The 16,944-nt window shown below is 51.1% G+C and carries 14 protein-coding genes; 4 read left to right on the top strand and 10 right to left on the bottom strand.

The genetic code is table 11. From position 1 onward, the window contains the following. The first annotated feature begins 233 nt into the window (after positions 1-233). The 3 genes from BN3911_RS06470 to BN3911_RS06460 all read left to right on the top strand — a co-directional run bounded on the left by BN3911_RS06470 (position 234) and on the right by BN3911_RS06460 (position 5,860). Positions 234-1,979 (top strand): sensor histidine kinase, encoded by a 1,746-nt coding sequence (locus BN3911_RS06470; protein ID WP_187127695.1) that lies wholly within the window; start codon positions 234-236, stop codon positions 1,977-1,979. Further along, positions 1,957-3,555, top strand: a complete 1,599-nt coding sequence (locus BN3911_RS06465; protein ID WP_066862988.1) for a response regulator transcription factor — start codon at positions 1,957-1,959, stop codon at positions 3,553-3,555. Before BN3911_RS06470 ends, BN3911_RS06465 begins: the two co-directional genes overlap by 23 nt. Positions 3,556-3,742: 187 nt before the next feature. Continuing rightward, on the top strand, positions 3,743-5,860 hold the full coding sequence (locus tag BN3911_RS06460; RefSeq protein WP_066862985.1) for a sodium-translocating pyrophosphatase: 2,118 nt from the start codon (positions 3,743-3,745) through the stop codon (positions 5,858-5,860). Positions 5,861-5,940: 80 nt separating this feature from the next. Here BN3911_RS06460 and BN3911_RS06455 read toward each other — a convergent pair whose 3' ends face one another. The 4 genes from BN3911_RS06455 to BN3911_RS06440 form a co-directional block, all read right to left on the bottom strand. Beyond that, entirely contained in the window at positions 5,941-7,479 is a 1,539-nt protein-coding gene (locus tag BN3911_RS06455) for an ABC transporter substrate-binding protein (protein WP_066862982.1), read from the bottom strand. Between the two features lie 67 nt (positions 7,480-7,546). Continuing rightward, the gene (locus BN3911_RS06450; RefSeq protein ID WP_066862979.1) at positions 7,547-8,524 is read right to left on the bottom strand and encodes an amidohydrolase family protein; all 978 of its coding nucleotides are present in this window, start codon (positions 8,522-8,524) and stop codon (positions 7,547-7,549) included. Then, complete coding sequence (locus BN3911_RS06445; RefSeq protein ID WP_066862976.1) at positions 8,514-9,371, bottom strand: alpha/beta hydrolase; 858 nt, start codon at positions 9,369-9,371, stop codon at positions 8,514-8,516. Before BN3911_RS06445 ends, BN3911_RS06450 begins: the two co-directional genes overlap by 11 nt. A 1-nt stretch (position 9,372) precedes the next feature. Next, positions 9,373-10,119 carry an alpha/beta hydrolase gene (locus tag BN3911_RS06440; protein ID WP_066862973.1) on the bottom strand — a complete coding sequence of 249 codons (747 nt, stop codon included), beginning with the start codon at positions 10,117-10,119 and terminating at the stop codon, positions 9,373-9,375. Between the two features lie 131 nt (positions 10,120-10,250). Between BN3911_RS06440 and BN3911_RS06435 the strand changes: the two genes are divergently transcribed. Then, positions 10,251-11,120 (top strand): LysR family transcriptional regulator, encoded by an 870-nt coding sequence (locus BN3911_RS06435; protein ID WP_066862971.1) that lies wholly within the window; start codon positions 10,251-10,253, stop codon positions 11,118-11,120. A gap of 93 nt (positions 11,121-11,213) precedes the next feature. Here BN3911_RS06435 and BN3911_RS06430 read toward each other — a convergent pair whose 3' ends face one another. The 6 genes from BN3911_RS06430 to BN3911_RS06405 all read right to left on the bottom strand — a co-directional run bounded on the left by BN3911_RS06430 (position 11,214) and on the right by BN3911_RS06405 (position 16,879). Further along, entirely contained in the window at positions 11,214-11,840 is a 627-nt protein-coding gene (locus BN3911_RS06430) for a hypothetical protein (protein ID WP_066862968.1), read from the bottom strand. After that, on the bottom strand, positions 11,788-13,077 hold the full coding sequence (locus tag BN3911_RS06425; protein ID WP_066862965.1) for a hypothetical protein: 1,290 nt from the start codon (positions 13,075-13,077) through the stop codon (positions 11,788-11,790). Before BN3911_RS06425 ends, BN3911_RS06430 begins: the two co-directional genes overlap by 53 nt. A 2-nt stretch (positions 13,078-13,079) precedes the next feature. Continuing rightward, positions 13,080-13,808, bottom strand: coding sequence for an ATP-binding cassette domain-containing protein (locus tag BN3911_RS06420; RefSeq protein WP_082942195.1), 729 nt, complete (start codon positions 13,806-13,808; stop codon positions 13,080-13,082). Between the two features lie 143 nt (positions 13,809-13,951). Further along, on the bottom strand, positions 13,952-15,283 hold the full coding sequence (locus tag BN3911_RS06415) for a sensor histidine kinase (protein ID WP_066862959.1): 1,332 nt from the start codon (positions 15,281-15,283) through the stop codon (positions 13,952-13,954). Continuing rightward, positions 15,271-15,945, bottom strand: coding sequence for a response regulator transcription factor (locus BN3911_RS06410; protein ID WP_074039119.1), 675 nt, complete (start codon positions 15,943-15,945; stop codon positions 15,271-15,273). Before BN3911_RS06410 ends, BN3911_RS06415 begins: the two co-directional genes overlap by 13 nt. A gap of 88 nt (positions 15,946-16,033) precedes the next feature. Beyond that, positions 16,034-16,879: a putative manganese transporter gene (locus tag BN3911_RS06405; protein WP_066862955.1), complete on the bottom strand. Its 846-nt coding sequence runs from the start codon at positions 16,877-16,879 to the stop codon at positions 16,034-16,036. Positions 16,880-16,944 lie beyond the last annotated feature (65 nt).

Here is a 16,944-nt window from a genome sequence, read left to right as displayed (position 1 = left end):
CAGAATTTGTATTCAGTAGCTTTATCATAACGAAATAAAGGAACGAAATATATAAAAAAACGTACTACTATTATCGAAAATTCGACATAGCGCCTGTTTTTGCGGGTGTGATATCTTGCACTTTTCCTCCTATTTCGGTAAGATGAAACGGATGATCACGACGTTCGATGAGGGGGAGAGTGAAAGTGAAAAATGGAAGGTACATAACGCCATCCTTACGGAAAGTGTTGCTGGTGCTTACGATTTTGGTCTTGCTTATACTGTCGGCGGGCATTTTCTTTTTGCTGTACTCTGTGTACGATACGCAAAAGGCCGCGACAGAGCGTCTGGACACAGCGATTCAAGAGCAGCTGTCGGAGGCGAACCGGCGTCTTCTTACGGCGAATTTCTATCTTACGGAGGTTTTGATGGGTAACGTGCAAGCGAGCACCATCGGCGCGGCGCAGCGCGTTCACGACCGGAATGTGGCGGCCCGGGGCCTTTCAGAGGAATTTGCCTACCAGGGAAATTACTGGGCGGAGGATTTCAGCTTCTTCTTTTTTGAACGAAGCAGCGAAACCTCTGTGTGGCATTATTCCTCTGATGTGCCTTATCGGGAATGTGACGAAATCCAGAGCCGGCTGAAAGCGAGGTTTCTCACCGGAGAAAACAGAGGACACAGCTTAAGCTGGAATTGCATTTTGGTGGAGGAAAGGCCGTATCTCGTACAATACTATTCTGACAAAAGCAATTTTGCTGCGGCATGGATTGCCTGTGACAGTCTTTTTTCTGCACTTTTGGATGTGGTTTTGACCGAACAGGGTTTTTACGTGCTGGTCGATGAAGAGAATGTCCCGGTTTTGGGTGATACACAGCTGTGGGAGTTAGGGATCTCCTTGGGTGAGAATGAAGCTGCCGCTGAAAAAAGCGGATTTTGCGGCATCTATGACATGAACCGGGCCAACCTGCGGCTGGCGATCGCGGATACTCCCTATGCGGACCGTGGAAACCTGTTGCTTCTGGCGGGGTTTCTCTGCAGTGTTTTGCTGATTCTGCTCCTGTTTTCTGGGTATACTTTCCATTATTTTCACCATTATATTGAGATCCCTTTCCGGCAATTCCGCGATCGGATTGATGAATATACAGCGCTGCGGAAAAACACCAAACGGCACGGTTTTTCTGAACTGAATGGAGCGCTGGAAGCTTTCGATTCTCTGGAGCGGCAGCTCAACGCCCTAAAAATAGATTTTTATGAGGAAAAGCTGACCTTGGCACGGACAGAACTGGAATATTATCAGTTGCAGATCAAGCCTCACTTTTTTCTTAACTGTTTCAGCATAATCTTCAGCATGTCCCAGGCGGAAGATTATGAAAGGATTCAAATGTTCTGTATGAAGCTTTCCAACTATGTGCGGTATTTGTTTACCGATGGATTCAGTGTGGTTCCGCTGGAAACGGAATGCGCCATGGTGCGGGAATATGTAGAGATTCAAAACATCCGGCGGAGAACGGAAAATAAGGTGAAGGAGGATATTCCGGAGGACTTGCTGTCTTTGGAAATCCCGCCGCTGCTACTGATGACGTTTGTGGAAAATTCGCTAAAGCACGCGGGGGTGAGACAGCAGGGCATATGCGTTTCCCTGAAGGCCGGAAAAGCAGTTCTAGAAGGGGAACCCGCTCTGGAGCTGTTTGTGCTGGATAACGGCCCCGGCTTTTCCGAACAAAATCTGGAAGAGTTGAATGCCGGTGACGAACCAAAACTCAGCGGAGGCCGGAAGCATGTAGGGCTTCACAATATCTATAAGCGGCTTTCCCTGCTCTATGGCAGCCATTTCCGGCTGGAATTTTACAATACGGAAGCAGGCGCGGGGGTTTATACGGTCATCCCGGTCCGGCAGACTCCTGTTAAAAGCAAAAATGACTTCAGGCCGGGGGAAAGAAAAGCTGCCCCTACCGGTTTGGGAAAGGACGGAATCGATGAATCTTTTGCTGGTGGATGATGAATTTGATGTTTTGAACGGTATTTTGAACGCTGTGAATTTTGATGTCATCGGTGTTGATACGGTTTATACCTCCCAGGATGCCGGGCATGCCAAGGAACTGCTGTCCCGGTGTGAGGTGGACGTGATGGTGACGGATATTGAGATGCCGGGAGAATCGGGGCTGGAGCTGATGCAGTGGGTTAGGGAGCGGAGATTGGAAATCGTCATGCTATTCTGTACGGTCTATGCGGATTTCAACTATGCGCAAAAGGCTGTCGAACTACACAGTTTCGATTATTTCCTGAAGCCCATCTACTATCCGGCGCTGCAGGAACGGATCGGCGCCGCCGTGCAGGAGGCGCAGCGGCTGAAAAGCGAACGGAATTACCGGAAGTTTGGCCAGCGATGGGTACAGTCGTGCGGAGAGGCTGCACGAAATTTTTGGAACGCTGCAGTACGGGGAACAGAAGCGGAAGCGGCCCTGCTTAAGACGGCAGAAAGGGAACTGCTTCCCTACCGGAAGGAAGATCGTTTTTCCCTTTGTTTCCTGGCACTGCGGGAAGAGGAGGAACTGCCTGCATGGAAGCGGTATGCCTTTCAAAATATGGCAGAAGAGATTTTTGGGGAACAAAAAAACGTCCATCTGGAGGCTGTATTTCGCCGTACAGACGATGTCTGGTGCGTGGTATTGTCTCAGCAGGAGGGATTCTCAGAACAGTGTATCCCGGAACTTTGCAGGAAGATGTGCGGCTGTGTACAGTGTCATCTCTCCGCTGTGCTCAGTTGTTACTATGATTGCTTTATTTCCCTGGATGGGATCAGACAGGCGGCATCAGAGCTTTTGCTGTTTTGTGAAGATGATGCGGCGGCTAAGAGCGGCGTCCATAGCAAGGGAGAACACAGCGTCAGAGAACTTAGCTGCATCCTCCCGCAGTTAGGTGAATGGGAGCTGCTGCTTTCAGCGGGAAATGGGGAAGAGCTGATCCGGCAGATTTTTCGGTATTTCGATGAATTGATCGCACATTCTCAAGTCGACAAAAATGTGCTGAAATCGCTGCGCCTGGATATCACCCAGATGGTTCACAGCGTTTTAAAGGAACGGGGTAGAAATGCCGGAGAAATATTTTCAAATGTGGAGTATGACAGGCGCTATCAGCGAGCGCTGTCCTCTTCTGCCGGTATGAAGCGGTATCTATCCTTTTTGGTCGCCACTGCCTGCAGCTCCCTGCGCCGGTCGGCACATGCAAAATCTGTAACGGGGCAGGTACAGGAATATATAGGCGCGCACCTTGGAGAAGAGATTACTTGTGCCTCTATGGCAAAACTGGTATATCTGAATGCGGATTATCTGGCACGGCTGTTTAAAAAAGAAGTGGGGATGTCGATTGGAGCCTATCTGCATGAATGCCGGATTCAGGAAGCCAAAAAGTTGCTGCTGCAGGCAGAACTGCCCATTAATGAAGTGGCTCAGCGGGTGGGATATGATAATTTTTCCTATTTTTCCTATCTATTCCGGAAAAGGACCGGTGTTTCTCCGAACGAGTACCGGAAAAATTCTCTCTCTGCCGGGGAAAAATGGAGAGGAGCCGAATGAGCTGGTAAAAGCAGTTGGAAAACATGTGGGAAACGCTTGAATTTTAGAAAAAGAAGGAGTAATATGAAACTGAATCCAAATTAATTATGGAAAACTTTTAGATATAATACCAATACAATTTGGATTTTGAATTTTCGCTACTAAAATTTTTGCCAAAGCCATACTTTGACAGCAGGAGGGGATTTTTATGTTGTTGACGCTGTTGGCGCCCATAGGCGCTCTGAGTGCTCTGGTTTTTGCCTTTGTTATGGCAAGGCGGGTATTGAAGCTTCCCGAGGGAAACGACCAGATGAAAAAAATATCCCTGGCTGTAAGGCGGGGAGCAAATGCCTATCTCAGACGGCAGTATCTGGGTGTAGCGGTCTTCTTTGCCACGTTGTTTCTCATCCTTTTGCTTTTGGCATTCTTTGGGTTCCTTTCCTTTTTTGTTCCCTTCGCATTTCTGACCGGCGGCTTTTTTTCCGGCCTTTCCGGCTTTATTGGCATGAAAATTGCCACCTCGGCCAATGCGAGGACGGCCAATGCAGCGCAGGAAGGCCTGAATAAGGGCCTGCGCGCTGCTTTCTCCGCAGGCTCCGTGATGGGGTTTGTCGTAGTGGGACTGGGTCTTCTTTATATCTCCCTGTGGTATTATTTTCTACAGTTCTGGTATGGCGACCCGGCGCACCTGATACTGGCTGCAGGGCAGGCTTTGGAAGAGGCAAAATCGCAGGCGGTGGCGGCGGCCATGCTCACCTTTGGTATGGGCGCCTCTGTAATGGCCCTGTTCGCCCGTGTGGGCGGAGGCATCTTTACCAAAGCGGCCGATGTGGGTGCCGATCTGGTGGGGAAGGTCGAGGCCGGAATCCCCGAGGATGACCCGCGTAATCCTGCTGTCATTGCAGACAATGTGGGCGACAATGTGGGGGATGTAGCCGGAATGGGCGCAGATCTTTATGAATCCTATGTGGGATCCATCCTCTCCACCGGCGCCCTGGCCGTAGCAGCTGGTCTGGGTTTTGCCGGCATCACCATTCCCATGGTAATGGCTGCAGTGGGTATTCTTGCGTCCATCGTAGGAACTTTTTTTGTCCGGACTAAGGAAGGCGCTACCCAGCGGGAGCTGCTGTCAGCCCTGCGGCGCGGCACGTGGATCAGCGCCGCGCTGGTGGCTGTGGCGGCGTTCCCGCTGATCTGGTTTGGACTTGGCAGCAAGTATGTGGGGTTCTACTTTGCCGTACTCTCTGGTCTGCTGGCAGGTATTCTAATCGGATTTTTTACCGAGTACTACACTTCCGCCTCCTACCGTCCCACCAAAAATCTGGCTGGGTCTTCAGAGACGGGGGCCGGCACCGTTATCATCAGCGGGCTCTCCCTGGGTATGCTTTCCACAGTGCTGCCGGTGGTGATTGTGGGCGTTTCCGTATTGGTGAGTTACTTCGTGTCGGGCGGCGCTCAATCCTTTGATGAAGGGCTATATGGAGTGGGGATATCAGCAGTGGGCATGCTTTCCACTTTGGGTATCACCCTGGCAACAGATGCTTACGGCCCGGTGGCGGATAATGCCGGCGGAATTGCGGAGATGGCCGGTCTGGGCGAGGAAGTGCGTGAGCGCACCGACGCGTTGGACTCCCTGGGAAATACCACAGCCGCCACGGGAAAAGGGTTCGCCATTGCCTCAGCAGCCTTGACGGCTCTGGCGCTGATTGCTTCCTTTATCGTGCAGGTGAAATTTATCGCGCCGGACTTTGCTTTCAATCTGGATATCACAAATCCTCCTGTGCTGGTAGGCCTGTTTCTCGGCGGAGTGCTGCCGTTCCTGTTTGCGGCGATGACTATGAGCGCGGTGGGACGTTCCGCCCAAAGCATTGTACAAGAGGTCCGCCGGCAGTTCCGGGAAATCACGGGCCTGATGGACGGCAGGGCAGAGCCTGACTATGAAACTTGTGTGGATATCTGTACGCGCTCCGCCCAGAAAGAAATGCTGCCTCCTGCTGTTATCGCTGTGGCGGCCCCTATCCTGGTGGGAATTGTGCTGGGAGTCAACGGCGTGGCCGGCATGCTGGCCGGAGCCACCGTCAGCGGCTTTATCCTGGCGGTCATGATGGCAAATGCCGGCGGGGCCTGGGACAACGCCAAGAAGTATATCGAGGGCGGCGAACACGGCGGAAAAGGAAGCGATCAGCACAAGGCCGCCGTGGTGGGCGACACGGTTGGGGATCCCTTCAAGGATACGTCCGGTCCCTCGATCAACATCCTGATCAAACTGCTCTCTATGGTGGCAATAGTCTTTGCAGCAGTGATCGTGCGGTTTTCTATGTTATAACGGTCAGGTAGTTAAGATGAAAAGAACCGAAGCAGCATATAAAAATTGCTTCGGTTCTTTTCTTGTATTTTTTATTTTAGTTAGTTGTTTTCAGCCAACCAAGCATCCAGCTGCTGTTGTTTTTCTTCTATCACAGTCTGCAACCCGGCTGCGTACAGAGCTTCGTTGAAGTCTTTCAGGGCTTCGTCAGTTTCAACAGCCCCGAAAGCGAGATCCTTCTTATACTGATCTTCCACAGAATTGAGCTGTGCCTCCTCTGTGGCTACAGGCGTGGAATTAAAGGTGAATCCATAGGCCTTTGAGACCATCAGACCGGAGTTGTATTGCTGATATTGTTTCCAGATGTCAGGAGGATTCCCCTGCCAGGCGTGCCCTGCAAACTGGTTGGGATAGACGAATCCAAAATCGTTGTGGTAGCCTACGCTGGAAGCGGTTACGCCTTCAGGATAAGCTGCCATCCCGTCTTCTGTTTCAATCCAGTCTTCCCCTTTGATCCCCCAATTGATCAAATCGTTGAATTCGCCGCTTTGGTAAGTCCAATTTAAAAATCGCGCCGCCTTCGCCGGGTCTTTGGAGGCATTGGCGATACAGAGCAGAGAGGCGTTTACCGCGTTGGTGTTTTTCATAATATCACTGAGATAGAGAACTTCCACCTCATAGCCGGTTTGCGCCAGTTTTTCAACGGCAGTGTTGGGTTTGACATTTGTGATAAAGGAAAAGCAGTTTCCAGCTTTCATTTTGATCTCGCCGGAATCTTGATTGACTGCGATATCCTGAGAGGAATAGCCCTTTGTAAACCATTCTCTGCCCAGTGTGCAAAAAAACTTAAACTGTTCAGACTCATACCAGTTGGTGACCACAGTGGACTGCCCGTAATTCTCCAATACGCCGAAATTGCTTCCCATGTTGTCCATATAGGAGTACTGCTGCAGTCCCATAATGGAGGTGCCGTCCAGGCAGACCATACTGGGGTACGCCTCTTTAACCTTGGCAAACAGCTCAGTGATCTGGTCAAAGCTGGAATAATCCTCGGTGGTAACGCTGAAATCATCCGTCCTGTAGCCCAGCCCGTCAAAAATGTCCTTTCGCACGACCAGACCGGCTGGGTAGGCGCGTTCCTTCATGACGGAAAACCCTACAAGAAAGTCACCGAGATATCCGGCATAGGCGTCCTCTCCCAAAACCGCAAGCGCGTCCGGCAAATATGTCAAGTAGTCGGCACAGTTGACCAGATACTGGGAGTCAATGTAGGTTGAGAACTGGTTGGAGGCAGCCAAAAAGATATCTAGAGGTTCGTTGGCGGCCAGCATCATGGAAATTTGACTGTTGTAAGTGCCAAATGTCATGGGAATCAGCTTTACGGTCATGTTGAGTTCCTTCATGGCCAGGTCGTTGACCGCTTGGGCCACTTTGCTTTGGTTGGAGCCTTCCTGGGCGACCAGATAAAGATAATTGATCTCATAGGGGGCTTCATCGAAATTGACCTTTTCAGAGGAACCGGAAACTTCGCTGGAAGAGGATAATTCATTTTTTCGATTTTCTGTGAGACCTCCATTTTGGCTGACGCAGCCTGAAAGAAGCATCAGGGACAAAACAGCAGCTAATACTCTTGTTTTCATAGGACACCTCCTATTGATAACGGGATTGTTTTAGCGGATAAGCAAGGAAGACGGCTGGAGTTGAACTTTAAGAAAGAAGAGAAAGTAAATTTTCTCCCAATATTTTTTGAGTGTCTTCTGACGAAAAGCCTGCCGATTTGACGAAGTCTACCGGGTTTTCCATTCCCATATCGAAGCCGTGATCAGTGCCCAGCACCACATGGCCGGCGCCAGCGAATTCCACGAGAAAGCGGAGCTGTTCACGACGGAAAATCATTGTATCAAAATAGAAATGCTTCAGGTAAAATTCTGGCGAACGGAGACAGCACGATTTTGGTTCGTTCCGCATCTGATAGCCGTGGCAAAACCGGCCGAAAAGATAGGGGAAAGCCCCTCCACCATGACAGGCAATAATCCGTAAGTTAGGCGCATGGTCGAATACTCCGCCAAAGATCATGGAGATACATCCGAAAGTTGTCTCCATTGGGTACCCGCAGAGATTGGAAAGATAGTAGCGGGAAGCCCATTCTCCGCGGCCGGAGTAATAGGGATGCAGCAGGAGGACCGCTTTCCGTCGACTACATTCCTGAAAGAAAGGTAAAAATCTTTCTTCATCATATAGGTGTCCCTCCATGGAACTGCCGATCTGAAAAAAACGCATTCCCTGCTCGCTGCAGCGCTGCAGTTCTTCCATAGCGGCTTCAGTATCCTGCATGGGGAGATTTCCCATGGGGAGCAGCCTGTCCGGAAATTGGGCGGATAGATTCAGAATCCACTGATTCAGCGTTTGGGATAGGAGAATCCCTTCCGGCACGGAGCGCTCATATCCAAATAAGAACGGAGGGACGGAAAGGAAAGCCTTGTCCAATTTCATGGAATCCATATGTCTTAAAACGGCGTCTGGGTGGGTAAAGGTGTCAGGAACAGGAAAGGAACCGGCAGCTGTTTGAATGCGGCGTTCTGCACCGTTTTCAATCAGAGTCTCCCGAAATAGGGAGCGTCCGCTGTTTCGCAGGCAGGATAGGTACTCGGGAGGAATGCAGTGAAAATGGGCGTCAATATTCATGAGGCGATTCCTCCCCTTTCATTGGCAGCCAGTCTAGAAATACCTGTATCCATTTGTCCCAGAATTCCCACGTATGGCCGCCGTGTTCCTCCTGATATTGATAGCGGTAGGGATTCCCTGGGAGGCCTTCGAAATATTTTCTTACATCGGATGCCATGGAGTAATTATGATCCTCTTTTCCGCAGGCAGCGAAGATATCCGGAAGCTTTCTTTTTTCATCCAGATTTTTTTGGGCCAGCCAAAAGATATCCTGGTCTGTCCCGACGACGGGAACAGGGTGTTCGGGAGTCCATCCCCAGCAAAGCTGGAAGCGGTTGCGCATGGCTTCTCCCAAAGGGCTTTGGAAGAGCTTCTCCATATCCGACCCCACTTTTCCGGCGGCCATATAAGCGTGGTTTCCGTTGGAAAGCGTGCCGATTGCGGCGTAATTCTCCGGAAGGGTCAGCCCGATTTTCAAGGCGCCGTATCCTCCCATGGAAAGTCCACAAAGATATGTATCTTCACGGCAGCAGGAGATTGGCAGCAGCTTGCTGATTTTTTCTGGAAGTTCGTAAGCGATATAGTCAAAATAACGTTCTCCATGAACCATGTTGGTATAGGCCGAAAGCTGTGCCGCAGGCATCACCACAGCCAGGCCTTTTTTTGCGGCATAGCGCTCAATAGAGGTCCAACGTTCCCAATCTGTATGGTCACCGGAGGTACCGTGCAGAAGATACAGCACTGGGAAATTCCCGTACCGAATTGCCGGGGCAGACCCCACCCCCTGTACCTTTTCAGGAAGAATCAGGGAAACCTGTACGTCCATTTGCAGCGATTTGGAATAAAAATTGAATTCTGCAAAAGCCAAATCAATTACCTCCTTTCAAAAGAAGCCTCAGAGCGTGTTCAAGCTCATGATCCCAAAATTCCCAACCATTTCCGGGAAGCGTCAAGTATGCCGAAAGAGGAGGGGGAAGGTGATTTTGTATTTTGGCTGTTTCTTCCTGTTCGGTGGAAAAAAAATAAAATTTTCCGGAGAAACCGGACGGAAGGCAGACTGCTAATTCCAATAGGTCATCGTCATCTGAAAAAGACTTGCCGGGCATACCAAACACACGCAGCAGGCGTTCGGAATCAAGACTTGAAGAGGCGGTAGCATTTAGTATATAACTTTTAATATCCAGAATTCCGGAGAAAGAGGCGACACCCGCATATTTGCCCGCCTGCTTCAGCATCGTTTTTACCGCGCCATACCCGCCCATTCCCGCTCCGATTAAATAAGTGGAGTTTGGGCGAGAGGAGATAGATGGAAAATAGGTGTGTACAATCTGAGGGAGTTCTTCTGCCCAGGCATCATAAAAATGGTATCCCAGTTTCATGTTGGTATAACATCCCTGTGCACAGCCTGGCATTACTGCAGCAAATTTATATTTTTGACTGAGACGTTCGATTCCCGTTTCCCGAATCCACCTGGTATGGTCCTCCCCTTCGTCTGGAAGAAGATAAACCAATGGGAGACACATTTGTGCTTCTGTATTTTCTTCCGGGAAAACAAGGGATACTGCGGTATTCATCCCAAGTGCCTGCGAGTAGTAACGCAGGGTGAGCGATGACATAAGAATCCTCTCCTTTTGACTGAAAATATTATATTTCTCTTGATGTTATTATTATAAGTGATATACTTATAAACAACAAAGACATAAAACCGTATATAATGATAACTAATTGATTATAACAAGGAGCAAGTATGAACTTGTTAGCATTACGGTATTTCTGCCATGTGGCAGAGACGGAATCTGTCACAGCCAGCGCCTCGCAGCTTTATATTTCTCAGCCGGCTTTGAGCAAAATGATTCTTCAGTTGGAGCGGGAGCTGGGAACTTCATTGTTTGACAGAAACGGAAGGCAGCTTACATTGAATCGGACTGGAAAAGCATTTTATCAAAAGGTGCAGTCTGCGCTTCTTCAAATTGACGATGCGGTAGCTGAGGCAGAAGAGAATGGGAAAAACGGACATACCAGAATTGCAATAGCGGTACATGCCGCATCCTACTTGTTCCCTCAAATAGCAGCGGGGTTTCGTGAAGAGTATCCTGATGTACATTTTGAGGCGTTGCTGCCAAACTCCCCCACAGAAATGACCATGTTTTCCAATCGGGAGGAGCTCTGCCTTTTTTCTTCCCCTTTGGAACCGGAAAATGTAGATAGAATATCATTGCTGGAGGAACGAATGTGCCTGGCTGTGTCACAGCAGGAAGAGTTTTCAGAATTCCCGGTGCCGGTATCAGCGCTGTGGAACCGCCCTTTTGTTGCAATGAAGACGGGGACGGTAAGGGAAATCCTGGAAGGAGCCTGTAGAAAGGCTGGTTTTGAGCCAATTATAGCTTTTGAGGCGTCTGATATTTACACTTTAAAGATGCTGGTGGAGTATGGAATGGGGATTGCCATGATTCCAGAGACGTCCTGGAAGGCGTTGCTATCCTCAAAAGTACAGAAGATCCCTTTAAAGGAAAGCATCACCCGTACATTATACCTTGGGACTCACCCACGGCGATATCTTTCAGAGTATAGCCGGGCGTTCATCGAGTATTGCAAAAACTTCTGCTGTACGTTATAGAAGAGAAAAGCCACAGGGAACACATTGTCAGACGAATAAAAGCAGCATCCCTCCCCACCGGGAGGGATGCTGCTTTTATTCGTCTGGCTTTTTTTATGCCTTCTCATGCACTCTGAACGGAATAGAGACTGCAAGGAGTAGAAGGCCCAGAAACAGTTGGGGCAGTTTGCTGGCGGAGGAGCCGGACATAGCTGAGAAAAGCCAGAAGGTGCCCAGCTTGGAACCCAGGCCGAAATTGACCACATAATAGAGGACAGGGACCATATAGGCCGCGGCAATGTTGTCTGTCAGTGTATAGGAGAGCGCTCCAAGACCTCCCAGGAGCAGGGAAGAGGAGACTGCGTCGAGCCATAGGTCAGGCGTGACCTGGCTGCGCAGAAAGCCCATGCAGAGAATCAGGAGCGCAGGAAGCAAACAGAGGAATAGTAAGGAATAAAGAGCTCTGGCACTGTAAGTCTGCCACAGTGGGACAGAGCGTACGGCTACTACATCCCGTACAGCGGGATCCTGTTCGGGCAGGAAAATCGGCGTCAGCAGAAGGATGCCGGTCAGCGGCATCATAAGCTCCAGCGGAACGGCGGAACCCTGTGTGTCCAGATCGTTGAGGCCGAACAGTACGGGAGTCAGCAGCACAAGGAGCAGGGCAAGACACAGATGAGGGAGAAAATTACGCTTCAGATCCAGCCTTGCGGCTGTTAAAACGCGCTTTGAAGCTGTCATAAGAGAACCACCTGCCTTTCCTCTTTGCTTCCAGTATCAGGGCGGAAGCACCCAATAAAATCAGGCTGAGGGCGGCCAACAGGATCCGGTTTGCGGCCAGCGCCCAGAAGTGATCGGCGAAAACCTGTGCTCCCAGAATGGAATTGTGCCTGGGACAGAGGGAAAAGCCTGCATACCCACCGCCCATCTGAAAAATGTTTCCGTTGAGATCCAGAAACCACCAGAGAAGCATCACGGCCAGGCCGATTGGGGTGTCGGTGGCTTCGGTCAAAAACATACCGGTAGCTGCGGAGATCATGACAGTGGGCAGAATCCACCCTCCCGTATATTTGAAATAGGCGAAAAGATCCACTGTCTGGCCTGTATAAAGGAAGACGGACCGGACGGTATCCACAGCTGCCAGAAGCAGAATCGGGAGCATGGAAAGAAGGACTGTCGAGAAATACCGGACGGCGGCAATCCGCAGGGAGGAAACTCTTCTGGCCCAGATCAAATCCCGCATTTTGGCACGGCGGTCGCGCAGGCATTCGGAAACCATCAGAAATGCGGGCAGCAGGGCGGAAAACAACGTCATATAATCTGAAAACAGGCGTGCGTGCGCCCCGGAAAAGTGGTCTATCCCCTTGGCGGCACGATAATCTGCCAAGGCCTCTTCGTAGGTTTTGGCCCGGCGTCCAAAGCCGCTGAGAGAGTTGGGGGCATAGTCGGACCCACCGCCCAGCAGAGAATCGACTTGAGCCATCAGCTCTTCAAACCTGTCATAGGCGGGCCCCGGAACCGGGGAAACGCTGTTTTGTGCGTTTTTTTGAGGTGCAGTGGGGATGATTTCCCCGTCCTCTCCGATGACGGCCAGCACGGAATTCGGCTCGTAGGCGTCCGTATCCAGCCTTGCCAAAAGCTCTTCCGGGGTTTTTCCGGTCAGTTCTGAAAGCAGTCCTGCCATTTTTTCAGTATCTTTTCCGCTGAGTTTGACAGTGTGGTAGAATCCGATGGGGTAGGTGGTATAAGAGTTTGCGGTGAATTCCGCATAGAGAGAGTCCAGAGCTGCGGGCATCACCAGTTCCGGGTCATTGCTTTCGGTGGTTCCATAGTTTTCACCCGGCTGCGGCTCGGTCAGCTTCTTACTCTGCGAAAGGTAATCCGGGCCGATCTGGCTCCAGTACATGAGAAAGGTTACAAGGACAAGCAGCAGAAACGGGATGCTGAACGCTGCTTTTTTACACTCTTTTCCAAACATAGTCACACCTCCTTTGTACCGTGGATACAGGCGAGATAGGCCTGTTCCATGCTCTGCGTACCAGTCTGGTCCAACAGGCCTTTGCTGCTGCCTGCATACCGCAGCTTGCCTTGATCCAAAATGGCCAGATTTTCACAGGATTCCTCAATGTCGCTGACAATGTGAGTGGAGAGGAGTACCGTCTTTTCCCGAGCAAGTTCCCGGAACAGCTCCCGGAACCGGACCCGTTCCTCTGGATCCAGCCCCGCGGTGGGCTCGTCGGCTATGATGACCTGAGGGTCGTGAAGCAGGGCCTGGGCGATTCCCAGCCTCCGCTTCATGCCGCCGGACAGGGCTTTGACCTTGGTACCGCCCCGGTCAGATAGGTTTACCTTCAGTAAGAGTTCTGGAATTCTCTTCTGCCGGAGCTGCTTCGGCATCCCGGAAAGCACAGACAAATAGTCCAGCGCTTCATACACGGTCATGGATGGGTACATGGAAAACTCCTGGGGGAGATAGCCTGTCATTTCCCTGACCCGCAGACTCTGCGATACGGGGACTCCGCATACCGTGACAGAACCGCCTTTCGGCGCCAGCAGTGTAGTGAGCGTTTTCATCAATGTGGTTTTTCCGGCGCCATTGCGTCCGAGCAGGCCAAACATCCCCTGGGGAATTGTAAAGCTGACGTCTGCCAAGACCTCTTTTCGACCATAGCTTTGGCAAAGGTGAGAAATCACGATTTCGGTATTCATGGAATGATCTCCTTTGATTTTGTTGCCTTCAGGATACCGCACAAATTTCAACTTTCTCACAACCGAAACCCGATTTATTCCATGGGCCAGAAACAAAAGACACGGTAATTCCCCTTTTTCGGAGAATTGCCGTGTCTTTAGTTTCAGGTTCGGAAGACTGCAGTGACGGAGGCTCCGCCTTCTTCGCTGTTTTTGACGCTCAGCCATCCGCCATGCTTCTCACAGAGGATGCGGCAGATGTAAAGTCCCAGCCCAAAATGCTGGCTCCCCTGCGGAGTACCGTCCAGCTTTTTGTCGGCCCGATAATAGGGTTCGACAGCTCGTTTGAGCGCTTCCTGGGGAAAACCCGGCCCGTCGTCTGTCACGGACAGTTGGAAGAACCCTTCCCGTTGTCCGACGCAGACCTGTATCCGCTTTTGGGCATAACGACAGGCGTTGGACATTAGGTTTTCAAACACCTGGAAAATCAGTTCGGTATCCAACTGCAGGCTGCCCTTTCCGTCGGCGGAAAAGACTAGATTGTCCGGACCGCACAAAATAGAGGCTGTTTCCCGAAGCTGGGAGGCGAGACTGCAGAAATTGGCCTTTTTTCTTATGGGAGCCACGTCTTCCATCTTCTGCAGGGAGTTCATTCCTTCCACATAGCGCTGCAGCCTGATAAGGCTGCGCTTCATGGTCTCAACAGTCTCCTCAGCCTTTTCCGCAGTGATGTCCCCGGAGGGCAGGCCGTCCAGCAGATAATCGCTATAGCCCTGCAAGACGGTAAGCGGTGTGCGGAGGTCGTGGGCAAAGGCTGCGTTTAAGCGTCGGCGCTCCTCCATGGCGTTCCACATGGCCTTGTTGTTTTCTTCCAGTGACAGCCGCATCTTTTCAAAGGAGCCGCAGAGCTTTCCCAGTTCATCCGTGCTGGGCTGGGGAATGGTGAAATCCAAATCGTTCTCTGAAATTTTCTGAGAGGCAAGGTTCAAAACCCCCAACGGCTTCCGGATTTTCCAGCGGTAAAACCAGGCGGCATCCAGCACAAAAAACAGAATGGCGGTCAGAAAACAGAGAATGATGGCGACCAAATCGCTGCTTTGGTAGAGAAAACGAAAAAATCCGGCGGGTATAAAGGTGTAGGAAGGCGTCTGTTCCATGGGATAGAGTTCACCTGTTTCGGGGTCTACATAGGCGTTTGGGGAACGCTGTACCATATCTCTTGTAGTGCCGTCAGGAGATATACTTTCTATTTTGATGGAATAATACCCGTCTGCATACTCCTCCGGCAGATAGGGCTGTACATAGGTTTCGTAAATGTCATTGTGGACGGTGGAGAGCGTGTAAACCTCTGCCATACAGGTGAAAAAACCCAGCACAATGGAACAGAGCGTGGTGCAGACCAACGCCCCCTTGATGGAAATCCTCCTATACCAGGGAGTGTTCTTTTTTCTATCCCGGGTTCGCTTTGTTTTTTTCCCCTTTTCTACTTTTTCCATTTATATCCGACTCCCCAGACGGTTTCAATTCGTTCGCCGCAGCTTGCAGCGGTGAGCTTGGCCCGGATCCGCCGGATGTGTTCCGCCACCACGGCACTGTCGCCCTCTCCCTCATAGCCCCAAATGGCCTCATAGATCCGTTCCCTGTCAAATACTTGCGAGGGATGAGTGGAGAGAAGCTCCACAATTTCGAACTCCTTTTTTGCAAGCTTGACAGGCTCTCCGTCCTGAAAGACACAGCGCTGGGTATAATCGATTACCAGCCCCCGATCGAATTTTACCTTTACTTCACTTTGGCGGCGTTCTTCCCTGCGCAGGTGGGCGGCTACCCGGGCCAGCAGTTCGGCGCTGCTGAAGGGTTTCAAAATATAGTCGTCCCCGCCCGAAGCGAAGCCCTTCACTTTATCGGCATCCTCAATTTTTGCCGTGAGGAACAGGATGGGGCAGGAGACAAAGTCCCGAATCCGCCGGCAGAGGGAAAATCCATCGATGTCTGGCATGTTGACATCCAGCAGGATTAAATCTGGGGATTGCTCCGAGAGCTTCAGTGCCTCTTCTCCTCCGTAAGCCGCCAGCACTTCGTAGCCCTTCATAGAGAAGAGATCGCGGAGCATATGAACAATGTCAGCCTCGTCGTCTGCCACTAAGATTCGATAGGGCACGGAAACCGCCTCCAAATTGTCAGTTATAAGAGTCAGTTTACACCGAAATTTTCAAGTTTTCTTCTACGGAATAAAGCCCCTGCTGTCATCAGCCGGGGAAAAACAGGTTGCAGGCCACACCGGTAATTACGGCGAACACATACAGCGCTCCCAGAATGCAGAGGTTCTCCCGGGGGCGCTTGTTGGCGCGGAAGAGCACAGCCAGACCCAGGCCTGCCCCCATGCAGAGCCCTGCTACCGCAGAGCCGAAGGAGAGGGAGCCGGAGAGGAACAGCTCCGTCAGAATAACAGAGGCGCCGCAGTTTGGAATCAGCCCGATCAGCGCGGCCAGCAGAGGCTGAAAAATGCTGCCGGAAAGCAGGAAACGGGAAATGTTCGCTTCTCCGATGAAGTATATGGCATATCCTAAAATCAGGTTGATCAACAGCAGGAAAACGGCGATTTTAACCGTATGCCGCAGGGCGGATTTGAAAATCCCCTCGTGCTCACAGTCGCAATCTTCGCACAGGTCGTGGAAGGGCTCCTGCCGGTCCGGCTTGAGAAACCGCTTCAGCACCAGGTCGGTCAGCATGCCGAAAACTGCGGCAGCCACAAATTTTACCGCCAGTAATCTCAGGAGAACAGGGAAAGCCTCAGGCCGGGAGAGCATGATGGGCAGGGCCTCGTCGCTGGTGGCCAGGAACACTGCAACCAGCGTGCCTGCTGAAATCAGCCTGCCCGCATAAAAATTGGCGGCCGCCACGGAAAAACCGCATTGCGGCACCAAGCCCAGCGCCGCGCCGCCCAGCGGTCCGAGAGGTCCCATGCGGGAGAGTGCGCCGGTGAGCTTATCGCTTGCTTTATGTTCCAGAAATTCGATGAGCAGGTAGGCCCCAAACAGGAAGGGGAGGGTTTTCAGCGTATCCAAAAAGGCGTCCAGAAGAACATCCAACATACAAAATACCTTTCTTAACAACTATATTTTCAGGAAAACCAGAAGACTCAGACACCGGATAGCGG

Source organism: Neglectibacter timonensis, from assembly GCF_900048895.1.
Classification (GTDB): Bacteria; Bacillota; Clostridia; order Oscillospirales; family Acutalibacteraceae; genus Acutalibacter; species Acutalibacter timonensis.
The sequence above is the reverse complement of the archived record's forward strand: the minus strand, read 5'-3'. Positions and strand labels throughout refer to the sequence as shown.

What these genes read in the sequence shown, in the direction of transcription:
- BN3911_RS06465 (WP_066862988.1), top strand. Translation starts at nt 1,957, where the DNA reads ATGAATCTTTTGCTGGTGGATGATGAATTTGATGTTTTGAACGGTATT.
- BN3911_RS06460 (WP_066862985.1), top strand. Translation starts at nt 3,743, where the DNA reads ATGTTGTTGACGCTGTTGGCGCCCATAGGCGCTCTGAGTGCTCTGGTT.
- BN3911_RS06455 (WP_066862982.1), bottom strand. Translation starts at nt 7,479, where the DNA reads ATGAAAACAAGAGTATTAGCTGCTGTTTTGTCCCTGATGCTTCTTTCA.
- BN3911_RS06450 (WP_066862979.1), bottom strand. Translation starts at nt 8,524, where the DNA reads ATGAATATTGACGCCCATTTTCACTGCATTCCTCCCGAGTACCTATCC.
- BN3911_RS06440 (WP_066862973.1), bottom strand. Translation starts at nt 10,119, where the DNA reads ATGTCATCGCTCACCCTGCGTTACTACTCGCAGGCACTTGGGATGAAT.
- BN3911_RS06435 (WP_066862971.1), top strand. Translation starts at nt 10,251, where the DNA reads ATGAACTTGTTAGCATTACGGTATTTCTGCCATGTGGCAGAGACGGAA.
- BN3911_RS06430 (WP_066862968.1), bottom strand. Translation starts at nt 11,840, where the DNA reads ATGACAGCTTCAAAGCGCGTTTTAACAGCCGCAAGGCTGGATCTGAAG.
- BN3911_RS06425 (WP_066862965.1), bottom strand. Translation starts at nt 13,077, where the DNA reads ATGTTTGGAAAAGAGTGTAAAAAAGCAGCGTTCAGCATCCCGTTTCTG.
- BN3911_RS06420 (WP_082942195.1), bottom strand. Translation starts at nt 13,808, where the DNA reads ATGAATACCGAAATCGTGATTTCTCACCTTTGCCAAAGCTATGGTCGA.
- BN3911_RS06415 (WP_066862959.1), bottom strand. Translation starts at nt 15,283, where the DNA reads ATGGAAAAAGTAGAAAAGGGGAAAAAAACAAAGCGAACCCGGGATAGA.
- BN3911_RS06405 (WP_066862955.1), bottom strand. Translation starts at nt 16,879, where the DNA reads ATGTTGGATGTTCTTCTGGACGCCTTTTTGGATACGCTGAAAACCCTC.